Raw genomic sequence first — 24,010 nt, 5'->3', positions numbered from 1 at the left:
CTTAATAATAGGGGGAGGGTAGATTATATGAAGCTTATATACTTATTCTTCATAGCTTTTATCAATAGTATTGATAACATAGGAATAGGAATAGCTTATAGTATAGCCGGGGTTAGAGTACAGCTTTCAAAAAATATGCTTATTTCCTTCTTGGCCTTCGCTGTTTCTTTTGTTTCTTCACTTACAGGAGTTATAGTATCAAAATATATTGGAGACGACACTGCAGCTATTATCAGCATGCTTCTTCTTGCAGGAATGGGAATTAGAATGATATATGAAGCCTTTCATGATTCAGAGGATGAAGGTAAAATAAACAGCATAAAAGTCATTGGATATAAAGAAGCCTTTCTCGTAGGATTGGTTTTAGCTCTTGATGATGTTCCAAGCTCTATAAGCTCAGGACTCGTTGGATATGATGCCTTTATGGTGTCCATGCCTTACTTTGTAATTAGCTTTTTAATATTCTTTTTAGGAAACTATGGCATTAAATTTTTTACTAAGCTTAAAATCGGCAGAAAGGCCAACATAATTGCCGGCTTTCTAATGATAATAATGGGTATATCACAGTTATTTGGTTAAAAGATAAGGGGTAGGTGAAAAACAGCTAAACTTAGCGTGTTATTTGAATACGTAGAAATATCTGCGAAGCGAAAGTTTCATAGAATTCAAATAACACGCGGTAGGTTTAAGCTGTTTTTCACCAACCCATATTTTATTTATGCACAAATATTGATAATTCTTTTAAAGGTGCCTTTTGCAGCACAGAACTTATCTACTAAGGTAAAGCCGCAGTCTTTAATATGAGCTTCCATATCCTCAAGGGTAATAAAGATTGCTCTATCAGCTATTCTGCGGGTAGTTTTCATTATGGATAGCTGGTCGTTTAAAGTTGTAGCACTGAAGAGTCCATAGGGTAGATCAACAATTGCACAATCGAACCTTTCTGTTAAGGTATGCATGTCCTTATTTTCTATAACAGTTTCATAATTAAAAAATTCAAGATTTTTATTTGCATTTTCTGCTATATATTTGTTTAGTTCATAGCCTTTAATATTCAAACCCATCGAGAGAGCCTCAATAACAACTGTACCTATTCCGCAGCAGGGGTCTACTAACTTTGAATTCAGATCATTTGAAGCTGCTATATTTGCTAAGCTTCTGGCAAGTCTGACATCCAGTGCATTGCAGTAAGAGTAGGGTTTATTGTTATGTTCCTTCCAGGCGGAATTATTATTTTCAAGCTCGCCGAAAATCCACATATTATCAATCTTAGTTATTCCTAAAAGCACTTCAGGATTGTGCACATCAGCAAAGCCATTGATATTATAGCCAATTAGATATTCTGTTTTTTTTCTTTCTTCAAAAGGGATGTTGTTATCTTCATGGTTGATATAGCATACTTTAAATTTTTCATAAGATAAATTATTATGAAGGATTTGCTGTACTATATTATCTAAACTATTAGCTTTATATATTACTGATATGCATTGCTTTAAAAAAGCGCTTCGAGATGGACTTATATAAGTCCTTGAGAAAAAGAATTTATTATCAGTAACAGTGTTAAAAAGATACCTCATTTCTGCTTTGCAAAGACTTTCTTCAAAAAGTTTGTATTTTATAGTATAAAAGTAAAGCTCATTATCCTCTGAGAGTGTTGATTGGAGCATAACTTTTCCTCCTGTATTTCTCATAGGTCCATAACAATTATCAATTATTATGCCTCTTTAAATCATATTGCTTGGAAAAAAACTCAATTATAAGTTTAGTTTACTCCTAACCATATTAAGTTACTAGAAGTCTTATGAATATTAATAAAAAGTTTATTAATATTTCCTTGGAAGTTATGATGATTATTTACAAATATTAAATAGTAAGCTATTATTAATATGAAAAGATAATTAATATGTATCTACTAATCGTTATTACTGAAAGGATGGATGAAGATGGATATGAAAATGCTTGTAGAAGAAGTAAACGAAAATTTAGAGTTAGTAAAAGGATTAATGGAAAAGGGATATGAACCAAAGTTTCAATTAACTGAAGATGAAGAAGGTTCACATTTAGAAATAACAGCAGTACATAAAGATGCAGTAAAAAATGAAGGCACAACTGTCGCAAGTGAAGATAGAGTAAATAATTTAGTTTCCATATTAGACGGATATTTTGGACAAGGTGGACATCACTTAAATGTTAATGTTCTAAAGAGGGAAACTTTAATGGATGCTGTTGAACACCCTGAAAAGTACCCGACTCTAACAATCAGAGTAAGTGGATATGCAGTTAACTTTAATAGACTTACAAAGAATCAGCAGTTAGAAGTTATTAATAGAACTTTCCATGAGAACATGTAGTTTTATAAAATTTAAAATAGAAAGTTATACTCAAAATACAGGGTTTAGTAGATTAAAACCCTGTATTTTTTATTTTTGTATGAATATGTTTAACAGGTGCTTTATTGAGAACAACTGGATTATTTTATATTAAAATATACAAACTTACAAATATTTCGAAAACGTTTAAGAAAAATTGTGTTCATACTATCATAAATTTAGATTATGGATAGTAAGATATAGTGAATATATGTAAATTTGATTTGAGCTCCTAAGAGATTAAGAAAAACATAAATGTTCATTAGTATAATCTTACAATTATAATGTTGTTTAATTGTAGAGTTTATCAAGAGAGTTGAAGTTACATTTACATTAATAAAGAAAAAGACAAGTAAACAATATTTTTTTAGTATCTTACTAAATCGATTTAGTAAATCTGCACTTAGGAGAGTTGAGAAAAATGATTTCTATAAGGGACGTAGCTAGTCGCTGCGGTGTATCTACTGCTACTGTGAGCAAAGCTTTAAATGGTTATAGTGATATAAGTAAAGATACAAAAGAAAAAGTATTAAAGGCTGCAGAAGAGCTGGGGTATTTTCCTAACTCTGTAGCAAGAACGTTAAAAACAAATAAATCCAATAATATCGGCGTGCTTTTTAATGACGGTACGCATAGCGGGCTTACCCATGATTATTTTTCAGGAATATTAGAATCCTTTAAGGTGGGTGTAGAAAAAAGAGGATATGATGTAACTTTTATAAATAATAATATTGGCGATAAAAAGATGAATTACTTAGAGCATTGCAGATACAGAGGGGTTGATGGGATTTTCATTGCCTGTGTAGATTTTAATTCACCAGCAGTAATGCAATTGGTAAGCAGTGAGCTTCCTGTTGTAACTTTAGATCATAAATTTAATAATAGATCCGCTATTATTTCTGATAATATATTAGGAATTCATGATCTTGTTTCATATATTTACAGCCAGGGACATAGAAAAATTGCTTTTATTCATGGAGAGTCTACATCTGTTACACAAAGTCGTCTTATAAGTTTTTATAGAACTATAGAGGAGTATGGGCTAAATATCCCTGAGGAGTATGTAAGACAAGGAATATATCATAGAGCTGATGCGACTGCGAAAATAACAAAAGAGCTGCTAGATCTTTCAGACAGGCCGACATGTATAATATTTCCTGACGACTTTTCGGCTATAGGAGGTATCAATATGATACATGAAAGAGGATTAAGTATTACTAAGGATATTTCTGTGGCTGGTTATGATGGAATACTTCTTTCAAAGGTACTAAGTCCAGAACTGACTACATATAAACAAGATACGGAGGCACTTGGTCAAAAATCAGCAGAAAAATTGATAAGTCATATTGAAAAACCAAAAACAACTTTGCCGGAGACAATTATGGTAAAAGGACAGCTTTTAACGGGTGAGTCAGTAGGACAACTAAAAAATTATTGATTTAAACATTCATGCATTAGGAAAGGTTATGATTATTATTTGTATTAAAACCGCAAGGTTTTAAAATAAAAAGGGGGTATATCTATGAAAAAAGCTATTTCAATTTTGATTGCTATTGCTTTAACAGCTTCTTTAGCTGGATGCAGCAGCAAGACAAAGCCAAACAATACTAATACAGACACTAAAAAAGAACCTGCTGTTCTTACTTCGCTTATGGAAATGAATGACGGTTGGGTGAGAAACTTCAACCCATTTGTTACTAACGTTTATCAATTTGAACAAGGCTTCATGTATGAGCCGCTAGTTGTTTTCGACAGCTACAACAATAACAAGGAACATATGTGGCTTGCTGAAAGCATTACATCAGAGCCAGACAACAAAACACTTACTGTAAAGGTAAGAAAAGGCGTAAAGTGGAGTGATGGTCAAGACCTTACTGCTAAAGATGTTGCCTTCTCCTTCACTTATTCAAAGGATCACCCTGAAATCGATAGAAACGGTGACTGGGGAGAAAAAGGAAAAATTGAATCTGTTAAAATTGTAGACGATTACACTGTACAAATTATTATGAAGGTTGCTAATCGTTTTGCTAGAAACTCAGTGTTCTTCCAAAAATGGATAGTACCAGAACATATTTTTGCAAAAGTAACTGACCCTGCCACTTATGTATTACAGGATCCTGTTGTTACAGGTGCATTCTCAGTAGTTAAGTCTTTTGCATCAGAAATGGTTGTTTTAGATAGAAACCCAAACTACTGGCAAAAAGATAAGCTCTTTGTTGATGAGCTTAGAATTCCTCAGTACAATGGAAATGATGCTGGTCTAGCATTACTTCAAGGTGGAACTATTGACTGGGCTCACTTATTTATACCAGATGCTGAAAAGAACTATGTACAAGGAGATTCACACCGCAAGTTCTGGTATGGAATGAATGACTCCGTACGTATTTCCTTCAACTATATGACAAAAAACAAGGATAACCTTAAGGCTTTCAACAATGCAGACTTCAAGAGAGCTATGTCCATGGCAGTTGACAGAAGTACTATAATTGACTCAGCAGTTTATGGATATCTTTCAAAAGAAATTCCTACAAATACAGGATTACCACCAGCTTTATTCGGATATAAGGATGCTACAGCACAAGCTGAAATGGCTAAGTACACTAAGTTTGATATAGATGGAGCCAAAGCATTACTTGCTAAAGCAGGCTTTAAAGATACAAACGGTGACGGATTTGTAGAAAATCCAGATGGATCAAAGATTGCTTTTGAAATCATATCACCTGCAGGCTGGAGTGACTGGAATGATGGTGCTGCAATAGCTGCACAAGGACTTCAAAAAGCAGGCATAAATGCTAAAGCAAAAGCTCTTGACCTTTCTCTAGTTACTGAAACTTGGAAAACAGGAAACCATGACGTTCTTTATACCGCTTATGGAAGTTCACCAGATATATGGAAGTACTACTTTGATACAATCGGCGATTCCTCCAGAGTTCTAACTTCAACTTGGTGGTCAACTTGCCAAAATAACTATGTTAACAAGGAAATGAGCGACTTAATTGCTAAAATGCCAAGTGCATCTGACGCAGAGTTAAAAGAAATAACTAGCAAAGTTGAACAGTTCTTTGCACAAAACATGATTAATATTCCAATACTTCACAATGGTAACTGGTTTGTTTACAACGACAGCAGATTTACTGGCTGGGCAACAAAGGAAAATCCAAAGTTCAACCCTGCAAACTGCAACCACGACTCAAAACTTTTACAGCTTATGGATTTAAGACCAGTAGAAAAGAAATAAGGCAATATGAATATATTTTTACAAAGGTGTGGCATGGCTTTCATGCCACACTTTATTACAAACAACGGTCAATTGAGCGTTAGAAGGTAGTTGACCGGGAGCTGGAGGAAAGTGATGAAGTATATTTTAAAAAGATTAGGTTTTTATTTAGTAGCTTTTTTTGGAGCGGTGTCTCTGAACTTTTTTCTCCCTCGTATGATGCCGGGTAATCCTGTTCAAATGTATATATCAACCCTTTATCAATCAGGAGGGAAAATAGATGCTAGTACCATTGCTGCTATAGAGAAATTGTTTGGTTACAATCAAAAAGAGCCACTTCTCTTAAGTTTCTTTCATTATATTATTAGTATATTTAAAGGTGATTGGGGAGTTTCTTTTACCTATTATCCTCAAACAGTTTTAGATTCAGTTCAACGTGGACTAAGATGGACAGTGTTCCTTATGGGAACAGCAATGATTCTCGGATTTATAATAAATACACTTCTTGGTATTCTTGCTGCCTGGAGACGTGGACGCAGAATGGATACAACCTTAACTGTAGGTGGACAAATACTGGCCAATATTCCTTCTGTGGTTGTCGCCATTGTTTTAAGCTTTGCCCTTGGATTTACGGGCATATTTCCTAGAAGCTATGCAGTTACTCCCTTATTTACACCGCAAAATAGTTTTGAATATATAAAGGACGTTGCTTACCATGCTTTTCTGCCGGTACTTTCAATTCTTATTACTGGACTTGGTGGAATCATGGGCATGAGAGCTAACATGATTAATCAACTTGGTGAAGATTATATCGTTATGGGAATTGCCAAAGGCGTGCCAGATAGAAAAATAATGTTCGGCTATGGTGCTAAAAATGCGCTTCTGCCCGTTGTTACATCTCTTGCAATGCAGATAGGGTTCCTACTAGGAGGTTCACTAATTATAGAGCAGGTTTTCAATTACCCTGGTCTGGGAAAGGTTATGGTAAATGCCATTAATCGAAGGGATTATCCTCTAATGCAGGGAATACTCTTAATGACTACAGTATTAATGCTTACTGCCAATTTTCTTGCTGATATAAGTATAACCTTCTTAGATCCTAGAATTAGAAGACAGGGTGCAGGTAAGAACTAATGAAGGGAGGTAAAAGTCCTAAATGGACTTTTACGAGCAATTAGCGAGCGGGAGCGAGTAATCTTTAATTGCTCAGTGCTTCCGACTATAAGGAGGAAGTTATGAAAAGAATATGGAACAGTAAACTAGTGAGCTTTTTTAGAAACAGCCCTAAGACAACCATTGGAGCTTTGCTGATTATAATAATATTGTTTCTTACTATAGGGGCGGGGCTGTTTACCACTCATGATCCAACACATAGATATATAGGAGAATATCACAGCAGACCTTCAGCTACCCACATTTTGGGTACTACTCAATTAGGTAACGATGTTTTCTCCCAAACCTTATATGGTGGACGAAAATCAATCACAGTTGGTATTTTTGCCGGTGCAATTACAGTTTTTTTAGGTTTATTTTTCGGTATCAGCTCCGGATACTTCGGAGGAGTGTATGACAGCATTATGACTACAATCATTAATATTTTAATGATTATACCAAACATAGTACTGCTTTTAATAATTGCTTCTCTCTTAGGAGGAGTATCACCAGTACTAATCTGTATCATAATAGGATTGACCTCTTGGCCTTGGAATGCACGTGTGCTGCGTGCTCAGACCATGAGTATACGCAATAGAGAATTTATATATTCTGCTGAAACCATGGGAGAAACAAAACTAAGAATCATGTTTGTAGAAATTATGCCAAATATGCTTTCCATGATAAGTTCAGCATTTGTTAGTACATTAATTTATGCTATTATGGCTCAAGCTACGTTAGAGTTTATAGGCTTTGGAGATCCGCTTTCAGTTACCTGGGGCACTATGCTATATAATGCGCAGAAATCAGGAGCTTTGACAGCTGGCATGTGGTGGGAATTACTTGGACCTATTTCCGGAATTGTTATATTCGGAGCAGGCCTTACTCTTATTAACTTCTCTATTGATGAAGTTTCAAACCCTAAACTTAGAGCTCAAAGAATTATGAGAGCCTATTATAGAATTAAGAAAAAGCAGCGAAAGCTAAAAAATATAAATCTTGATAATACAAAAATACAGGAAGGAAAGAGTATGTAAATATGGGTAATTTGCTTACAGTAGAAAATCTTTGTGTTGATTATGTGACAGGAGATGGAGGCTATATAAGAGCTGTTGATAATGTGAGCTTTTCTATAGCAGAAGGTCAAAGTCTTGGGCTGGCCGGAGAGTCTGGCTGCGGCAAGAGTACCATTGCATACTCCCTTATGAGACTGCATAGACCTCCTGCACTAATATCAGGCGGCTCTATTCGTATAGATGGCCAAGATATATTAGCTATGTCAGAACAGGAACTTCAGCTGTTTAGATGGAATGACATAAGCATGGTATTCCAGTCAGCTATGAATTGCCTTAATCCTGTAGTTACTATGGAAAAACAGTTCTTTGAAATATTTAAATATCATGGTATTACTGATAATAAAAAGATTGCTCGAAAAAAGGCAGAAGAGCTTTTATCAATTGTAGGCATTCCTGCAGAAAGGTTAAAGGACTATCCCCATCAGTTTTCAGGAGGCATGCGTCAGCGAGCGGTTATAGCTATGGCCTTGGCACTTAAACCAAAGCTTTTAATATTAGATGAGCCTACTACTGCTCTTGATACAGTAGTACAAAGAGATATTTTAAAACGTATTTATGAGCTTAAAGAACAATTTAAGTTCTCTATTTTATTTATTACACATGATATAAGCCTTATGATGGAGTTCTGTGACACAATAGCCATAATGTATGCAGGTAAAATTGTTGAGCAGGCACCTGCTTATAAGATTTTGCATAATCCCAGCCATCCATACACTTATGGCTTAAAAAACTCCTTCCCTTCCTTAAAGGGAGAAATTAAGTATATGGAAGGAATACCGGGAACGCCTCTAGATTTAAAGTGTATTCCTAAGGGGTGCAGATTTCAGGAGCGTTGCTTCAGAGCATGTAAGGAATGCTCTGTAAAGGAACCTGAATTTACTCGTAATAAAGAGTCGTTCTTCTATTGCCACAATCCATTACAATTGTAGTATGAGGTGTGATATGAAAGAAGAGAAACAACCGATATTTAGTGTTAAAAATGTTGTTATGGACTTTAAAGTGGGCGGAAAAGGATTTTTCTCAGCTAAGAAAACTTTACGTGCTTTAAATGATATATCTTTTGACTTGTATAAAGGTGAGGCATTAGCTATTGTTGGAGAATCCGGCTGTGGAAAGTCTACTATCTGCAGAGTTGCAATGAGATTTTACAATCCAACCTCCGGAACTATGAACTTTGAAAATAATAATATTCATAAGCTTAAGGGAGATGGACTAAAAATCTATCGTCAGAAATCTCAAATGATTTTTCAAGATCCTTTCTCCTCGCTTAATCCTTTGCATAATATTTACTATCATTTGGAGAGACCGCTTAAGCTGTATCATCCCTCTAATAAGAAAACTATGAAGGAAAAGATGGATGAATACTTAACTATGGTTGGATTAGTTCCTCCTGAGGAACAGGGAAGCAAGAACCCGTACCAGCTTTCCGGAGGTCAAAGACAAAGGGCATACCTTGCAAGAATTTTAGCTGTAGGTGCTGAAGTGATTTTTGCGGACGAGCCAACCTCTATGCTTGATGTGTCAATTCGTCTAGGTATTTTAAACCTAATGAACAAATTAAAAACTGAAAATGGAAAATCATTTATTTATATTACTCACGATATAGCAACTGCAAGATATTTTGCTGATAGAATTATAGTTTTATATGCAGGACATATGGTAGAATGGGGAGAGGTAAATAAAGTTATTCTTAATCCCAAGCATCCATATACAAAGCTTCTCATTGCGGCAGCTCCAGATCCTGAAAGAGAAGAAGCAGTGGAACTTCCTGTGTTAAAAGACGAAGAATCGGAAGTTACGGTCTGGACGCCGGAAAGCAAAGGATGTCCGTTTAGAAGCCGATGTCCTGTTGCTGAAGAAAGATGTTCAAGGGAATTTCCAGAAGCGAGAGAGGTTAGTGAAGGACAATTTATACGATGCTTTCACCAATAAGCACACAGTTATAGGTTATGTTAATTAAATAAATACCTGTTAGTAATGGACTTTAGCGGGTAGTTTGCGAATGGAATGAGCGCTCTTAAACTACCCAGTGATCCGAGTTAAGGAGGCTAAAGTCCTAAATGGACTTTGGCGGGTAGTTTGCGAGTGGAACGAGCGCTCTTAAACTACCCAGTAATCCGAGTTAAAGGAGGATAAAATTATGCATTATCAATTTGATTGGGAAAAATACTCAGATATAGCAAGGCAGGCAGCAGCAGAGGGATGTGTATTGCTTAAAAATGACAATAATACTCTTCCTATAAATAAAGGCGAAACTGTATCTGTCTTTGGAAGAATACAATTTGATTATTATTATAGCGGAACAGGCTCGGGAGGAATGGTGAATCCACCTTATGTGGTTTCAATTTTAGATGCTTTAAAAGCTAGCGGGGATATCACTATAAATCAAGAGCTGCTTAGTGTATATGAAGCATGGACTAAAGAAAATCCTTTTGATATGGGTAAGGGCTGGGCGCAGGAACCATGGTGCCAAAAAGAAATGCCGCTTACTAAGGAGCTTGTAGATAAAGCGTCAAGGCAGTCTGATATAGCAGTAGTAATCATTGGACGAACTGCAGGCGAAGATAAAGACAACAGCGCTGAGAAAGGAAGCTATTTACTTTCGAATGAAGAAGACAAAATGCTAGAGCTTGTTTGCGGCACTTTCTCGAGAGTTGTAGTTTTATTAAACGTAGGAAATGTAATAGATATGGAGTGGACCGTTAAATATAATCCCCAGGCAATACTTTATGTGTGGCAGGGTGGCTGCGAGGGAGGAAATGGTGTTTGCGATATTCTTACGGGAAAAAGTAACCCATCGGGGAAGTTAGTTGATACCATTGCATGTAATATATTAGATTATCCAGCCATTGATAACTTTGGAGATAGTGAAAGAAATTATTATAAAGAAGATATATATGTAGGTTATCGATATTTTGAAACTGCTGCTAAAGAAAAGGTTAGATATCCTTTTGGATACGGACTTTCTTATACAACCTTTGAATATTTCTCAGACTCTTATAAAGTGATAGAGGATACAATAAACTTCAATGTTACTGTTACAAACACAGGAAATGTTCCAGGAAAACAAGTAATTCAAGTTTATGTTTGTCCTCCACAGGGTCTTCTTGGAAAGCCTGTTAGAAATCTTGTAAGATTTGCAAAGACTGAATTATTAAAGCCAGGAGAAAGTGAAACAATTTCGTTTAAGGTTTTGTTAAAGGAGCTTGCCTCCTATGATGATTCGGGATTAACAAATAACAAGTCCTGTTATGTATTAGAGGAAGGACTATATGAAATATATGTTGGCTTTGATGTAAGAAATACATCCTTAGCAGGCAGTTATACTTTAGAAAAATTAATGGTTATAGAGGAATTGCAGGAGGCCCTTGCACCTACTCATACCTTTAATAGGTTAAAACCCTCTCAAGACATCAATGGAAGTTACAATATGACAGAAGAGGAAGTTCCTATAAGAACAATAAATTTAAAAGAAAGATTAAATTATAAAGGCAGCAGCGTTGATTCTTTTACAGATGATAAAGGATACAAATTAAAGGATGTTTATGAGGAAAAAGTTTCGCTACCTGGGTTTTTAGGTCAGTTAACTGATCATGATTTAGTTTGCATGAGCAGAGGAGAAGGTATGTGTTCCCCAAAGGTTACCCCTGGAACAGCCGGAGCTTTTGGAGGAATAACTGATAAGCTAAAGTACTTTGGTATTCCGGCTGCTTGCTGTGCCGATGGACCATCAGGCATACGTATGGATGATGGAAGTAAAGCTTTTAGTTTGCCTAACGGAACAGCTCTTGCCTGCAGCTTCAATGTAGATTTAATAGAAAAGCTGTTTGAAATGGTGGGAATGGAACTTAGAAAAAATAAGGTTGATACAATTTTAGGACCGGGAATGAATATACATCGCTGCGTGCTGAATGGAAGAAATTTTGAATATTTTTCAGAAGACCCATATGTTACAGGAAAGATAGCGGCAGCCGAACTTAAGGGTATGCATAAATATGGTGCCACAGGAACTATAAAACACTTTGCCTGCAACAATCAGGAATTCAAGCGTACAGAAATAGATTCAATTGTATCTGAAAGAGCTCTTAGAGAGATTTACTTAAAAGGTTTTGAAATAGCTGTAAAAGAGGGAGGAGCATATAGTGTTATGACTTCCTATGGGGCTATAAATGGTATTTGGACAGCAGGAAATTTTGATTTGTTAAACACTGTTCTTCGTAGTGAGTGGAAATTTAATGGAATTGTCATGACTGACTGGTGGGCTAAAATGAATGATGAGGGGGGGCCTGCATCCTCTCAAAATACCGCAGCTATGATACGTGCTCAAAATGATTTGTTTATGGTAACTGCAAATCCTGAGGCTAACAGTAATCAAGATAATGCAGAGGAAGAGCTTAAAAAGGGGAATATTTCTCGTGGACAGCTTGTAAGAAATGCACTTAATATTTGCGGCTTTGTTTTGAATTCTCCCGCAATGAAACGCTTTATAGGGGAAGAACAAAATTGGTCAGAGTTAAATGCATACAAAGAAAGAGAAAGCATAGAAAATATTATTGAAAGCGGCATAGTAAAAGAACAACTTGAGTTAGAGGTCTCTAATATTAAAACCGAAAAAAGCAGCTCAGTTATATTTGATATTAAAACTCCTCAAAAGGGAGAGTACAGTATAAAGTTCAAAATGAAATCGGATGCCGGTGAAGTGTCACAAATGCCTTTATCAATATTTATAAATAATCATATAATCGAAACTATTACTATAAACGGAACTAACGGTAAAGTTATCGAAAGAGAAGTAAACTTTTATGCGGCTACAAATATTAACAATTATATAAAGCTGTATTTTGGTGAAAGCGGGATAGAAATAATTGAGGCGAAGGTTTGCAAGAACTTTTAAAGTTTTTATCAAACCTTGCGTAAAAAGAGGACGCGGGAAAGGTATGTAATATATGGCCTTTTCAGCGTCTTTTCCCTTTTCTATATTTAGAAAAGTTTTATATGCAATATCTTTCTGACTTTGTATAATTTTTATGAACCTAAGTATAATAAAAATATTGTTGTGAGCCTAAGAGAAGTTTAAGGAGCTATGCTTATTATGACTGAAGAAATTAAGGAAGCTGGTAAGAGTACAAGACGAGGCTTCGATGCAGAGGATTATAAATGGTTTAGAGATAATCAAGTGGATAGACTTAAGACAGCACAGGAAGAAGTAAAGTGGCTTCTAGACAGAGGTTATAAAATGAGTTCTATAATTGAGCTTGCAGGGGGACATTATCAGTTTTCAGCAAGGCAGAGAACTGCACTTTTAAGAGGAACTGCCTCAGAGGCTCAAAGCACTCAAAGAAGTTCTAAGCTTATAAGTTTTTCAGAAGCTAAGGATGGCTGCATTTATATAGACGGTTTTAACTTAATAATAACTCTTGAGGTTGCCTTGTCTAATAGTGTATTAATACTTGGCAATGATGGATGTATTAGAGATTTGGCAGGGCTTAGGGGGACCTATAAAATTATTGATAAAACCGAAAAAGCTTTAGCTTTAATTATGATGGAACTTAAAAAGCTTAATATCCTTAAGGCAAGCTTTTATTTGGACGCTCCTGTTTCAAATTCAGGAAGATTAAAATCAAAAATACTAGAGTATGCAGAAAAGTGGAAAGTTCCTGTAGAGGTTATACTTGTGCCAAATGCTGATCCTATATTGGAGAGCATGGAGAGAGTAGTTACAAGCGATTCTGTAATACTTGATAAATGTGAAAGCTGGCTAAATTTATCAAGAGGAATAATTGAAAATTATATTGATAATGCTTGGATAATAGATCTAAATAGTAGTTTGCAAAAATAATAAGTAGATGTTAATATATAAAAAAGACTGAAATTTGTGTAAATTTCAATTATTGACTTAAAGGGGGAATTAGTATGCTACTAAAAGAACTTACTCAAGCTTTTGGAGTGAGTGGATATGAGAAAGAAATAAGAGAGGTTATAAAGTCTGCAGTAAAGGATTATGCAGATGAGATAACAGTAGATGCTATCGGAAACTTAATTGTTCTTAAAAAAGGTACAGGAGAAAATAAGAAAAAAATAATGGCAGCTGCTCATATGGATGAAATAGGCTTCCAGGTTATGAAAATTGAGGACAAGGGTTTCATAAAGGTAAGAGGTCTTGGAGGAATTCCTGTCGGAGCAAGTGTCATGAATAGAGTTAAATTCAGAAACGGCACTATGGGCGTTTTCTCAAGCACCGTGAAAATTGATGAAATAAAGAATGATATCAAAAAATTATACATAGATATCGGAGCCCAATCTAAGGAAGAAGCAGAGAAGTATGTTAAGGTTGGAGACGTAGCTTCCTACGATGGACAATATGTTGAGTTAAAGGACAATAACGTTATAGCTAAGGCTTTAGATGACAGAATTGGCTGCTATATAATGATTGAGGCGCTTAAGAAATTAAATAATCCATACAACGATGTATATTTTGTATTTACAGTTCAAGAAGAGGTTGGACTTAGAGGTGCAACTGTGGCTGCTGAAAGAGTAAAACCTGATTTAGGAATAGCTCTGGATGTTACTGTAGCATTTGATTATCCAAACTCAGGAGAAGGAAGTAATACCTTAGGAGGAGGAGTTGCTATAAAAATATCTGACGGCTCAGTTTTATGCGATGAGTATTTAGTTGATGAAATGATAAAATGTGCAGAGGAAAGCAGTATAAAATATCAGCGTGATATTATTGATGCAGGCGGAACAGACGCTGGTGCAATCAACAGATCTTATTTCGGTGTAAAAGCCTCCGGAATATCTGTAGCAACAAGATATGTTCATGGTCCAAACTGCTTTGTAAACATGAAAGATACCGAAGCCTGCATAGAATTATTAAGCAAATATGTAGATAGAGAATTTATGTTTGAAGAATAATATAAAAAGGGGCTGATGCAAAACAGCTTAAGCTTGCTGAGTTTAGCTGTTTTGTGCAGTCCCTTTTGTTTTTTATCTAAGTATAGTTACTGTTCCTTCTTTTCTTGGAGCTTTCGAGCTGTCTGCTGCTTTATTTCCAAAGGCTGCAGAACAGTAAGGTGCGAAGCCTTCTGGAATTTGAAGCTCTTCCTTTAATGCTTTTCCTTCTTCAGTACCAAGAAGGTTAATTACAGCATGAATCCAGCAGGAACCAATATTCATAGCTTCTGCAGCTAAAAACATATTTTCCATAGCTAAAGCACAGTCAACCTGAGGTGCAACAGCCTTTTCATCACCTGAAATAATAATAAAGGTAGGTGCATTATAAAGTACGCTGAAGTTTTCATCCTTTGCTCTTTCAGCGAACATTTTATTACCTGACTTTATCATGATTTCCTTGCAGGCCTTGTTTATTTTATGTAATAGTTCTTTGTTTTGAATAATAGTAAAATGCCAGCACTGCTCATTAATAGCACTAGGAGCGAATTTTCCGGCTTCTATTATTGTTTGAAGTTCCTCTTCTTTAAGCTGGTCTTCTTTGTAAGCTCTTATACTTCTTCTATTTAATATAGTGTTCATGGTTTCATTCATAGTAATCACGCTCCATATATTTAATTTAGTTTCAATAATATTATATCTAAATTAAAGAAATTTAAAAATAAATTAAACAAAAGCTTAACAGCCTTCATATACTAATTATGAATATTTTATAATTAATATAAGAAGGTGGATTGCTTGGCTAGGCTTAATCCTGAAAAATTATATGTAGATTTTGCACCGGGGGTGACTCGTACAGATCCTATAATGGGAAGAAGCTATACTTTAACTCATTCAGACACAACAGGAGATTTATTTCTTACAGTAGGGCTTGTTTTTGACTACAGTAAAATAACTTCAATGAGAGATGAAGTATTAGGGAGATGGAATATCTATTACAATCAATATGCCTGCTATATATACTTATATGTAGATGGTGAAATGGGAGGGGCAGCAGCTTCGGCGGCTAGAAACATGATTTTCAGACGAGAACTTCCGCTAGCACTTGAGGCTATAAGGTATGGAGACAGAGAATTCTTCTATGCTCATCCAACGCTTAATAATGCTCCAATAATTGTTTATTTCTTTTCAGCCTTTCCTCAGTATAATAAGGTTGAAAACTGGGGTGTCTTTGCTGATTATGATGGTGTGATTCCTGATGACAGTGGGTATGAAGAATAGGCTGTAACAAAAATTGTGTCTTAATAGTTTTAACAGCTCCCTGTCTGCTTGATGGGAGCTGTTCAGAGCTTAATATAGTTATTTGTCCTTAAGATATATCACATATTGGTAATTATCTACGATAGTTCCATTAACAATTCCAAATACGTTATTGGTAAAAATATCCTCGTTTTGTTTCATATAAGGCGAACCTTTGCCGTTTAATTTAAATATGGAGAATCTATTTTGAGCTAGCTTTTGTGCCTGAGTTATCAGTTCCATGCGGTTAGAAGGTGCAATAGGTATAGATAGTACCTTAAAACTATTATTCTTCTCTAACATCTTTGCGAGAGTATAGAAAGCATTGCCGTTGCTTAAGATATCTTCTCTGAAGATATGATCAGCTCCAAATTGTCCGTAATATTTTCCTTTTGGATTTTGGCTATATATTCTCATAAAATTATCATAAATTAAGTCGTCTCTATTCGGGTCTTGGATTTGTGCATATTTAGATGTATTAATCATACTGTCTATGTTGTTTTTGAAGTCATTAAAGTTATTATCAAAAAAGGCTTTGTAAGATATCTTATTAGAATTTATATCATCGTTTAAAGCTTTAAAAATATTAATTGCTTCCTTATCATCAGTGATTTTACCATCAGCTATTTTTTTGAATTCAGTCAGTTTATCCGATATATCTTTAGATGGCTCTTTAGAAGGTATTAAACCAGACATTTCTTTTATTGTATAGTCACCTATAAAATCTACATCTATGCCAAAGGCTTGTATCTTTTTGTCCTTAGGCAAGCTTTTATTATATTCATAAAGTTCTTGCCAGAATTTATAGTAGTCATCTCCGGCAAATTTGGGATTACGCTGCTTAACTGAATTAAAGGCATCTTTTAGAAGCACCTCGTCGCCATTTTGAATGTATTTATTTAATTTAGAAATTACACTATACTGCATCTCGCATATTAAATAGTTAACTCCATCCGTTTTGTTTAGATATTTTAACATTTCAAGGTTAATTGTTTCATTCCCAGGAATTGCATGAAATTCTCCAGTGAATAAAATATCATATTTATTACTATCATCAATTATTTTAAGTGCAGAACTTATACCTTTTTCAGTAAAGTCTACAGTTTTATAGTTATTATTAAGATAAGCATCGGCTGACTTAACCTTTCTGGAATTAATAGATATTATTATGCCTAACAAGGTAATAGTAATAGCAGCAAAAATATAAATAATACTTTTCTTTTTAATATCCATTTTACACCCCTATTTATATTGTTTTTAAGTCAAGCTGTTAATATTATATGTCCATAAATTCATAATCTTTACGCCAATTTTTTAATCTAAATAAAAAGAGCGCAAAGATTTTTAAATTTGCACTCTTAATATAAATCCATTAAATCAAGGTATCCAGTTTTTATTTTTTAAGCTCAGTAATCCCTTTCGTACTAACGTTAAAAGTTTCTCCCTTTTTCATAACTATATGACCTGAGCTGTAAGGCTCATTTTCTGTAGTAATATAAACCTTGTCGACTTTATAATAATCTCCTAAAGTATTTGTTATACACTTAAGAAGCATAGCTTCAAAGCCGGAACCAGCATTCATTTCACTGACAAGCTCCTTTGAAAAATCTACGTATACAACATTATTATTTAAATAAAGACTTTTAATTTTGACGTTTGGACCCAATACTTTTTGAGTATCTTTGATTGGAGCCTCCTTTAAGTTTTTCTCAATTAGTGCTTTAGTAATATCATTTGTATTGAAAGTCAGTTTTTTTGTAACATAATAAATCTTATCTCCTGTGCTGTCAGGATAGTAGAATTTTACGTTTTTAGTTAGCGGGGAGTTTTCTTGAAGCTTGCTTAGACTTGATGTTACTTCAAGGCCATTTGAGGTATAAACAGTTTTGACTAAACCTGTATTTAAAGCATAGTAAGAAATATCCTTAAAGCCATCTCCCTCTGTAGTTATCTCGAGTGCTTTGTATATTCCCGAAGGTGTCTTAACCTCTAAATCCACATTAGAAATATATCTTTTTTTGCCTTTTGCAGAGGTCCAAGCAGTTCCTTTAACTAAAGGTTCCTTTAAAAGTATGTCTTCCTTAGCTGCCTGCTTTGAAGTGAAATCTTCTCTAAAGTAGGTTTCTTCTCTAGTAAAAATATTTTTGAGAATGCCATCTTTGTTTTCAAGAACACGAACTGTTTCAGTACCTCCATTGTTAGTTCTAAGCTGTATACGGTTATTTTTTAAATAGTCTACTGTTGTCCAATAAGAAGCATATTCATTTCCAATGCCCTGAAATTCATATCTTACATTTTCTTTAAATGGATAGTAATCCTTTATAGTATAGGTTGAAGTACTTTCTTTTGTGTCTTTAGATATTCCATCAGAATTTTGACTTTGCTCAGAACCTGTATTTGGCTTAGGATTAGTTATATTTTTTAAGCTTGAGCATCCGCTGGTCAGCATAAAGATAGCTGTAAGCATTATGACACAGATGTTTTTTTTCATTTTTATCCCTCGCTTTCTATTTACTTAATAAATAATATGATTATTATTTTCAATTATTGTATCTTATTGATATCCACTTATAAAAAAAGTTATACTTGAAATATAGAAACAAAAAGGAGATAAACTCATGAAAACACTAAAAATAGCCATGATTGGTTTTGGAAATGCAGGAAGAGCTTTTGGAAAGATTGTTTTAAAAAAGCAGGAAGAAATAAAAAATATATTTGATTATGAAATTAGGGTTACTGCTGTTGTGACGGCAACCAGAGGAAACCTGGTAAATAGAGATGGTATAGATTTAAAAAAGGCGATAGAGGATATAGAGTCTAATGGACACTTTAACTATAAAAGCTGCAGCAATTTAAGTAGTGAAGATATAATTAAAACAGCGGATTATGATGTGCTTGTTGAGATTACACCTCTTAATATTTTCACAGGCCAGCCTGCTATTGATAATATAAGAGCTGCCTTTAACAGAAAAAAGCATGTAATAACTGCAAACAAAGGGCCAATAGCTTGGGCATATAGAGAACTTAAAAATTATGCAGACAGGCAGGGTGTGAAGTTTCTTCATGAAACAACTGTTATGGATGGAACTCCTGTATTTAATTTGGTGGAAGAAACACTGCCTATGTGTAAGATAGAAGGTTTTAGAGGGATTCTAAACACAACAACTAATTTTGTGCTGGAAGAGATGGCAAGTGGAAAAAGCTTTGAACAAGCTATCGCTGAAGGTAAGCAAAGAGGCTTTGTAGAAGCAGATCCATCATTGGATATCGAGGGCTTTGATGCAGCTGCTAAAACTGCGGCACTAATAAATGTACTTATGGATGGAAATATAACTCCTTTAGATATAAAAAGGGAAGGAATACAGAATGTTGTTAAGGAAGATATTATAAAAGCTTCAGAAAGCGGCAGGGTAATAAAGCTTATTTGCGAGGCCTACTATAAAGACAATAGGGTTCTTGGAGAAGTAAAACCTGTACTTATTGATAAAAATGATGTCTTTGCCAGTGTAAAGGAAACTTCTTCGATACTGTCCATAAAAACTGAACTTATGGGTGAAGTAACAGTAATCGAAAGTGATCCTGAAATAGAGCAGACAGGCTATGGACTTTTTAGTGATTTGATTAGGCTTATCAGAAAGATTTAGATTTTTTAGGAGATAATTTTAATGAAAAAGATATTAAAATCAAAGCCATTTATTATATTGCTTGCTCTGGTTAGCTTATCAAGTATCGGAGCTATTTGGCAAAGTTTGATGGTAAGCAGTGAAAAGAATAAATACACTGCGGTTGGTAACTTTGTTGATGTTGGTGCTTATAATGCTCATTATTACACTAAAGGAAGTGGAAATACTACCTTTGTTTTCATATCAGGTGCCGGAACTCCATGTACTTATACTGATTATTACTATCTGCAAAATGAATTAAGTAAATATGGTCAAACTATATCTTTTGACCATGCTGGTCTTGGATGGAGTTCTAAAACAAATACAAAGAGGGATATTGACAATCTTACAGATGAGTTATCAATTATTATTAACAAGTTAGCTAAGGATAATAAAGTGATATTGATAGCTCACTCATTAGGATCAATGGAAGCAATCAGATATACTCAAAGAAATCCTGAAAGAGTATTAGGAATAATATTTCTAGATGGAGGAAGCCCTGAGTTTTATAGCAAGGATTCTGAATTAAAATCTTTTGCTCTTAATCGTACATTGGCTGCCTCTCGCTTTACAGGAGTGGATAGGCTTCTTGGTGAGTGTGGCGTTTTGCTTCCAATCTATGGTGAAAGTACCCGATATAAAAATCTACCTGAATCTGTGAGACAAATTGACAAAGTAATGTATTATAAATGCATAGGCAGTTATTCTAATTTTGAAAATATCAAATATATTAATGAAAATGCAGAAAAAGTTTTATCTGCAAAGCGATTAGGCAATATTCCAATATTACTTTTATCCTCTGATAGTGGAAGTTCGTGGAAAGAAGCGCAGGATAAATTAGCAAAGTGGTCTGACAATAGTGAACAGATAACCATAGACAATGCGGTTCACTATCTATATTGGTCCAATACTAAGGATGTAATTAAATATATTGATACTTTTTTAAGCAAGCTTTCTATTCACATAGGGGTATAGGATCAATTTTACTCCCTTAAATATTAAAATTTGAAGACTACTTATTTTCAGATTTATTATCAAGATTAGCAGCATAACATTTACTACGTGATTTATGGAAATTAAAAATTATTTTCAGGAGGAGAATACCGATGTTTATATTAATGTTAAAGTATATAAAGCCGCTGGAAGAGGTGGATAGAGAATTGAAACCACACATAAATTATTTGGAAAAATATTATTCATTGGAAAAGTTTATTTGCTCTGGCAGAAGAAACCCCAGAGTAGGAGGAGTAATTCTTTGTAGTGCAAAGGATATGGAGGAGGTTCAAGCGATAATTAAAGAAGATCCATTCTATATAAATGAAATCGCAGAATATGAAATTGTTGAGTTTTTACCTACCAAATATGCTGATGGATTTGAGCGGTTTTTAAATAAATAAAACCATTAACATAAGATTTGTAAATAAGCTGTAAAATTAAAGAAAATAGTATATAATTAGAGTAGTTAAAAGAAAGATATTCTGGAAAAAATAAGAGAACGTTACAGAAAATGATGGGGACATTGTTAAGGCTGACTGATGATAAGTTGGCTTTTTTATATTAGTGTATAAACTATTACTAACTAATTTCAAAGAAAAAATTATAGATTGAGTACTTTCAATTAATTATTCAGTTGCTTGAATAATAGAACAAGAATTTATATGGGTCTTAAAAGATTATTATGAAAGGTTTCTTATTTTAGGACTCAGACGTAAAATGTTTTAAACTAATTTAGTATTTAGTGAAGGTGGCAAAATAATGTTAAAGTTAGTAAAACCAGATAAAAAATATGAGAAACAATATAAAGATATGATGGATGAATGGCACAACTTTGGCGAGAAGATTGTGCCTTATAGCATACGAAGATTGGATTACAAAAATTTTGATAAATATTTGTATGGATTTGAGGAAGAGAAAAATGGATTTTTATATGGTGGTATTCCCGCAACTACATTATGGGCATATGATGATGACCGTGATATTATTGTTGGAGCCGTAAATATCAGACATTGGCTAAATGAAGAACTTCTAAGAAATGGGGGGCATATAGGCGATGGTATTAGGCCATCAGAGAGAAAAAAGGGCTACGCCACCAAGATGATAGCCTTAGCATTAGAAGAATGTATAAAACTGAATATTAATAGAGTTCTTATGGTTTGTTATAGGGATAATATAGGTTCAGCCAAAAGTATAATCAATAATGGAGGTGTTCTCGAAAATGAAATTATGAATGAGGATGGAACTATTGACCAACGGTATTGGATTGAATTATAGATATAGATTTAAATTGGGTCATTCTGTTTTTAAAATATAACTCATTAATTGAGAGAAAATATTGAGGTGTATTATGTCAGATTTAAAATTATCAGAGATTATGTCAATGCAGCAGGAATTACAAGAAAAATACAAAGGAAAATGGACTCCTCTTTCCGTAGAAAGTGGGCGGAGCTGCTTGTTATGGATGATTGAAGAAATGGGTGAGGCTATAGCAATTATTAAAAAACGCGGTGAACGGGCTATAATGAATGATTCTGAAGTGAGACAAGCTTTTGTGGAGGAATTAGTAGATGTAATGATGTTTTATAGTGATGCCTTGGCTTGTTATGGAATAACCTCAAACGAATTGTCTGAAGCATTTATAAAAAAGCACTTAAAAAATATGGGGCGTGATTTTCTGACTGAACATAAGGATTATTTAAATGATAAATAGCTCTTATGGCAGGGAGGCTTTTTATGTATCCTTAGTAAATAATGCAAGATAACAATTATTCATATTAGTGGGAGGGATTATTTTGGATTTTAGAAAGGTTTTTAATAGCATTCCTGAGGAATTTGATAAATGGAGAACTCGTTATTGTGATGAAGTTTTTACAGATATTATAGAATACTCAAAGCTTGATTGTGGAAAAACAGCTCTTGAAATCGGCCCAGGAACAGGACAGGCTACAGAACCAATATTGAAAACAGAATGTTCTTATTTAGCAATTGAGCTTGGTGAAGATCTTGCAAAATATACGAAGAATAAATTCAGTTCATATGATAATTTTCATATTGTAAATGCTGATTTTGAAACATATGATTTTGGAGATCAGAAATTCGATTTGGTTTATTCGGCTGCGACAATTCAGTGGATACCGGAAGAAATTGGTTTCCCAAAGGTTTATAACTTATTAAAAAGCAATGGAACCTTTGCAATGATGTTCACTCAGACAGATGGAAAAAGCGCTAATGAGCCTTTATATATGAAGATACAGGAAGTATACTCCAAATATTTTCATCCAGAAACAGAATATACGCAAAAGTTAAATTACAACAATACTAAAAAATATGGCTTTACTGATTTTGAGTGCCGTCATTATAACAAAACAAGAGAACTTAATGCTGATGAGTATGTTTCATGGATAAGTACACATGCTGATCATATAACTCTACAGGAGCCATATAAATCAGAATTTTATGCAGGAATAAGAGATGCTATTTTGAGTTTTGGTAACAATATAACTCTTCATGATACGATAGTTTTATATTTGGCAAGGAAGCCATAAATTTGCGGTGTAAGTATAATATGAAGTTAAGTTAGTTTACAATTTTATCTGATGGAGGCATATATGGGAAAGGAATTGTCAGAAATGACACTAGAAGAACTGTGGAAGTTATTCCCTATCATTTTAAAAGAACATAATAAAGATTACAAAGATTGGTATGAAATTGAGAAAGAAAGACTTTTAAGTTTTCTTAATAAGAAGAATATTATACGTATAAATCATATAGGAAGTAGTGCGGTTGAAGGGTTGATATCTAAACCGACAGTAGACATTTTATTAGAAATAGATGATCAAACTGATATTGAGCAATTGACAAATACAATAATTGAGAATGGTTGGATATTGATGTCATCTCGAAAAAAACCAAATATGCAGCTCTCATTTAATAAAGGGTACACAAAAGAAGGGTTTGCTGAAAAAGTGTATCACTTACATGTTCGCTATAACGATGATTGGAATGAATTATATTTTAGGGATTATCTTATAGAGCACAAAGAAGTTGCTGATGAATATGGCAAACTTAAATTGGGACTGATAGGAAAATATGAGCATGACAGAGACGGATATACAGACGCTAAATCTGATTTTATTTTGAAATATACAAAAAAGGCAAAAGAAAAATATGGTGAAAGGTATAACCCAATAAAATAAACACAATATTCATTTATGTTTACTAGATAATAAAAATATTAAGCACTGCATTATTCAGTGATGAATTTTGGAGTGTTTTTAGTTTATATTTTAAGTAGAATACGAAGAAAAAGAATATTAGTTAGTGGAATTAAAGGATTTGGATGTTTGA

The 24,010-nt window shown here is 34.1% G+C and carries 22 protein-coding genes and 1 pseudogene; 19 read left to right on the top strand and 4 right to left on the bottom strand.

All coding sequences use genetic code 11. The annotated features are described in order from the left end of the window. Positions 1–27: 27 nt before the first annotated feature. Entirely contained in the window at positions 28–579 is a 552-nt protein-coding gene (locus tag JK636_RS02355) for a manganese efflux pump MntP (protein ID WP_202747225.1), read from the top strand. Positions 580–716: 137 nt separating this feature from the next. Here JK636_RS02355 and JK636_RS02350 read toward each other — a convergent pair whose 3' ends face one another. Next, positions 717–1,667: a TRM11 family SAM-dependent methyltransferase gene (locus tag JK636_RS02350; protein WP_202747224.1), complete on the bottom strand. Its 951-nt coding sequence runs from the start codon at positions 1,665–1,667 to the stop codon at positions 717–719. 375 nt (positions 1,668–2,042) lie between these two features. Here JK636_RS02350 and JK636_RS02345 point away from each other — a divergent pair. The 10 genes and pseudogenes from JK636_RS02345 to JK636_RS02300 all read left to right on the top strand — a co-directional run. Further along, positions 2,043–2,351 (top strand): annotated as a pseudogene (locus JK636_RS02345) (glycine radical domain-containing protein); the annotation flags it as partial. A gap of 439 nt (positions 2,352–2,790) precedes the next feature. Next, positions 2,791–3,807: a LacI family DNA-binding transcriptional regulator gene (locus JK636_RS02340; RefSeq protein WP_202747223.1), complete on the top strand. Its 1,017-nt coding sequence runs from the start codon at positions 2,791–2,793 to the stop codon at positions 3,805–3,807. Between the two features lie 84 nt (positions 3,808–3,891). Continuing rightward, positions 3,892–5,607 (top strand): ABC transporter substrate-binding protein, encoded by a 1,716-nt coding sequence (locus JK636_RS02335; RefSeq protein ID WP_202747222.1) that lies wholly within the window; start codon positions 3,892–3,894, stop codon positions 5,605–5,607. Positions 5,608–5,721: 114 nt separating this feature from the next. Beyond that, positions 5,722–6,720, top strand: a complete 999-nt coding sequence (locus JK636_RS02330) for an ABC transporter permease (RefSeq protein ID WP_202747221.1) — start codon at positions 5,722–5,724, stop codon at positions 6,718–6,720. Between the two features lie 101 nt (positions 6,721–6,821). Further along, entirely contained in the window at positions 6,822–7,775 is a 954-nt protein-coding gene (locus JK636_RS02325) for an ABC transporter permease (RefSeq protein WP_202747220.1), read from the top strand. Positions 7,776–7,777: 2 nt separating this feature from the next. Beyond that, positions 7,778–8,743 carry an ABC transporter ATP-binding protein gene (locus JK636_RS02320; RefSeq protein ID WP_202747219.1) on the top strand — a complete coding sequence of 322 codons (966 nt, stop codon included), beginning with the start codon at positions 7,778–7,780 and terminating at the stop codon, positions 8,741–8,743. A 13-nt stretch (positions 8,744–8,756) separates the two neighbouring features. Further along, positions 8,757–9,746: an ABC transporter ATP-binding protein gene (locus JK636_RS02315; protein ID WP_202747218.1), complete on the top strand. Its 990-nt coding sequence runs from the start codon at positions 8,757–8,759 to the stop codon at positions 9,744–9,746. A gap of 208 nt (positions 9,747–9,954) precedes the next feature. Continuing rightward, positions 9,955–12,708 (top strand): glycoside hydrolase family 3 protein, encoded by a 2,754-nt coding sequence (locus JK636_RS02310; protein WP_202747217.1) that lies wholly within the window; start codon positions 9,955–9,957, stop codon positions 12,706–12,708. Between the two features lie 198 nt (positions 12,709–12,906). After that, positions 12,907–13,653: a DUF434 domain-containing protein gene (locus tag JK636_RS02305; protein WP_202747216.1), complete on the top strand. Its 747-nt coding sequence runs from the start codon at positions 12,907–12,909 to the stop codon at positions 13,651–13,653. 74 nt (positions 13,654–13,727) lie between these two features. Further along, positions 13,728–14,729, top strand: a complete 1,002-nt coding sequence (locus tag JK636_RS02300) for a M42 family metallopeptidase (RefSeq protein WP_202747215.1) — start codon at positions 13,728–13,730, stop codon at positions 14,727–14,729. Positions 14,730–14,801: 72 nt separating this feature from the next. On the opposite strand, the gene JK636_RS02295 is transcribed toward JK636_RS02300, so the two are convergent. After that, positions 14,802–15,359 carry a nitroreductase family protein gene (locus JK636_RS02295; RefSeq protein ID WP_202747214.1) on the bottom strand — a complete coding sequence of 186 codons (558 nt, stop codon included), beginning with the start codon at positions 15,357–15,359 and terminating at the stop codon, positions 14,802–14,804. A 144-nt stretch (positions 15,360–15,503) separates the two neighbouring features. Here JK636_RS02295 and JK636_RS02290 point away from each other — a divergent pair, with 144 nt between their 5' ends. Further along, a complete protein-coding gene (locus JK636_RS02290; protein ID WP_202747213.1) occupies positions 15,504–15,986 on the top strand; it encodes a staygreen family protein in 483 nt (160 codons plus the stop codon). Between the two features lie 78 nt (positions 15,987–16,064). Here JK636_RS02290 and JK636_RS02285 read toward each other — a convergent pair whose 3' ends face one another. Both JK636_RS02285 and JK636_RS02280 read right to left on the bottom strand, forming a co-directional pair. Next, positions 16,065–17,237, bottom strand: coding sequence for a TraB/GumN family protein (locus JK636_RS02285; protein ID WP_202747212.1), 1,173 nt, complete (start codon positions 17,235–17,237; stop codon positions 16,065–16,067). Positions 17,238–17,397: 160 nt separating this feature from the next. Then, positions 17,398–18,495 (bottom strand): GerMN domain-containing protein, encoded by a 1,098-nt coding sequence (locus tag JK636_RS02280; RefSeq protein ID WP_202747211.1) that lies wholly within the window; start codon positions 18,493–18,495, stop codon positions 17,398–17,400. A 127-nt stretch (positions 18,496–18,622) separates the two neighbouring features. Here JK636_RS02280 and JK636_RS02275 point away from each other — a divergent pair, with 127 nt between their 5' ends. The 7 genes from JK636_RS02275 (at position 18,623) to JK636_RS02245 (ending at position 23,859) form a co-directional block, all read left to right on the top strand. After that, a complete protein-coding gene (locus JK636_RS02275) occupies positions 18,623–19,648 on the top strand; it encodes a homoserine dehydrogenase (RefSeq protein ID WP_202747210.1) in 1,026 nt (341 codons plus the stop codon). Positions 19,649–19,669: 21 nt separating this feature from the next. Continuing rightward, complete coding sequence (locus tag JK636_RS02270) at positions 19,670–20,641, top strand: alpha/beta fold hydrolase (RefSeq protein WP_202747209.1); 972 nt, start codon at positions 19,670–19,672, stop codon at positions 20,639–20,641. Positions 20,642–20,772: 131 nt separating this feature from the next. Further along, positions 20,773–21,063 carry a YciI family protein gene (locus tag JK636_RS02265; protein WP_202747208.1) on the top strand — a complete coding sequence of 97 codons (291 nt, stop codon included), beginning with the start codon at positions 20,773–20,775 and terminating at the stop codon, positions 21,061–21,063. A gap of 358 nt (positions 21,064–21,421) precedes the next feature. Then, positions 21,422–21,937, top strand: a complete 516-nt coding sequence (locus tag JK636_RS02260) for a GNAT family N-acetyltransferase (protein ID WP_202747207.1) — start codon at positions 21,422–21,424, stop codon at positions 21,935–21,937. Between the two features lie 73 nt (positions 21,938–22,010). Further along, positions 22,011–22,373 (top strand): DUF550 domain-containing protein, encoded by a 363-nt coding sequence (locus JK636_RS02255; protein ID WP_202747206.1) that lies wholly within the window; start codon positions 22,011–22,013, stop codon positions 22,371–22,373. Positions 22,374–22,455: 82 nt separating this feature from the next. Beyond that, the gene (locus JK636_RS02250) at positions 22,456–23,208 is read left to right on the top strand and encodes a methyltransferase domain-containing protein (protein ID WP_202747205.1); all 753 of its coding nucleotides are present in this window, start codon (positions 22,456–22,458) and stop codon (positions 23,206–23,208) included. A 63-nt stretch (positions 23,209–23,271) separates the two neighbouring features. Beyond that, positions 23,272–23,859: a GrpB family protein gene (locus JK636_RS02245; protein WP_202747204.1), complete on the top strand. Its 588-nt coding sequence runs from the start codon at positions 23,272–23,274 to the stop codon at positions 23,857–23,859. The last annotated feature ends 151 nt before the right edge of the window (positions 23,860–24,010 follow it).

The sequence above is a fragment of the Clostridium rhizosphaerae genome, assembly GCF_016765585.1.
Taxonomy (GTDB): domain Bacteria; phylum Bacillota; class Clostridia; order Clostridiales; family Clostridiaceae; genus Clostridium_AT; species Clostridium_AT rhizosphaerae.
This window is presented reverse-complemented; position numbering and strand designations above follow the sequence as displayed.

Coding starts and splice junctions, on each gene's coding strand:
- JK636_RS02355 (WP_202747225.1), top strand. CDS start 28: ATGAAGCTTATATACTTATTCTTCATAGCTTTTATCAATAGTATTGAT.
- JK636_RS02350 (WP_202747224.1), bottom strand. CDS start 1,667: ATGCTCCAATCAACACTCTCAGAGGATAATGAGCTTTACTTTTATACT.
- JK636_RS02340 (WP_202747223.1), top strand. CDS start 2,791: ATGATTTCTATAAGGGACGTAGCTAGTCGCTGCGGTGTATCTACTGCT.
- JK636_RS02335 (WP_202747222.1), top strand. CDS start 3,892: ATGAAAAAAGCTATTTCAATTTTGATTGCTATTGCTTTAACAGCTTCT.
- JK636_RS02330 (WP_202747221.1), top strand. CDS start 5,722: ATGAAGTATATTTTAAAAAGATTAGGTTTTTATTTAGTAGCTTTTTTT.
- JK636_RS02325 (WP_202747220.1), top strand. CDS start 6,822: ATGAAAAGAATATGGAACAGTAAACTAGTGAGCTTTTTTAGAAACAGC.
- JK636_RS02320 (WP_202747219.1), top strand. CDS start 7,778: ATGGGTAATTTGCTTACAGTAGAAAATCTTTGTGTTGATTATGTGACA.
- JK636_RS02315 (WP_202747218.1), top strand. CDS start 8,757: ATGAAAGAAGAGAAACAACCGATATTTAGTGTTAAAAATGTTGTTATG.
- JK636_RS02310 (WP_202747217.1), top strand. CDS start 9,955: ATGCATTATCAATTTGATTGGGAAAAATACTCAGATATAGCAAGGCAG.
- JK636_RS02305 (WP_202747216.1), top strand. CDS start 12,907: ATGACTGAAGAAATTAAGGAAGCTGGTAAGAGTACAAGACGAGGCTTC.
- JK636_RS02300 (WP_202747215.1), top strand. CDS start 13,728: ATGCTACTAAAAGAACTTACTCAAGCTTTTGGAGTGAGTGGATATGAG.
- JK636_RS02295 (WP_202747214.1), bottom strand. CDS start 15,359: ATGAATGAAACCATGAACACTATATTAAATAGAAGAAGTATAAGAGCT.
- JK636_RS02285 (WP_202747212.1), bottom strand. CDS start 17,237: ATGGATATTAAAAAGAAAAGTATTATTTATATTTTTGCTGCTATTACT.
- JK636_RS02280 (WP_202747211.1), bottom strand. CDS start 18,495: ATGAAAAAAAACATCTGTGTCATAATGCTTACAGCTATCTTTATGCTG.
- JK636_RS02275 (WP_202747210.1), top strand. CDS start 18,623: ATGAAAACACTAAAAATAGCCATGATTGGTTTTGGAAATGCAGGAAGA.
- JK636_RS02270 (WP_202747209.1), top strand. CDS start 19,670: ATGAAAAAGATATTAAAATCAAAGCCATTTATTATATTGCTTGCTCTG.
- JK636_RS02265 (WP_202747208.1), top strand. CDS start 20,773: ATGTTTATATTAATGTTAAAGTATATAAAGCCGCTGGAAGAGGTGGAT.
- JK636_RS02260 (WP_202747207.1), top strand. CDS start 21,422: ATGTTAAAGTTAGTAAAACCAGATAAAAAATATGAGAAACAATATAAA.
- JK636_RS02255 (WP_202747206.1), top strand. CDS start 22,011: ATGTCAGATTTAAAATTATCAGAGATTATGTCAATGCAGCAGGAATTA.
- JK636_RS02245 (WP_202747204.1), top strand. CDS start 23,272: ATGGGAAAGGAATTGTCAGAAATGACACTAGAAGAACTGTGGAAGTTA.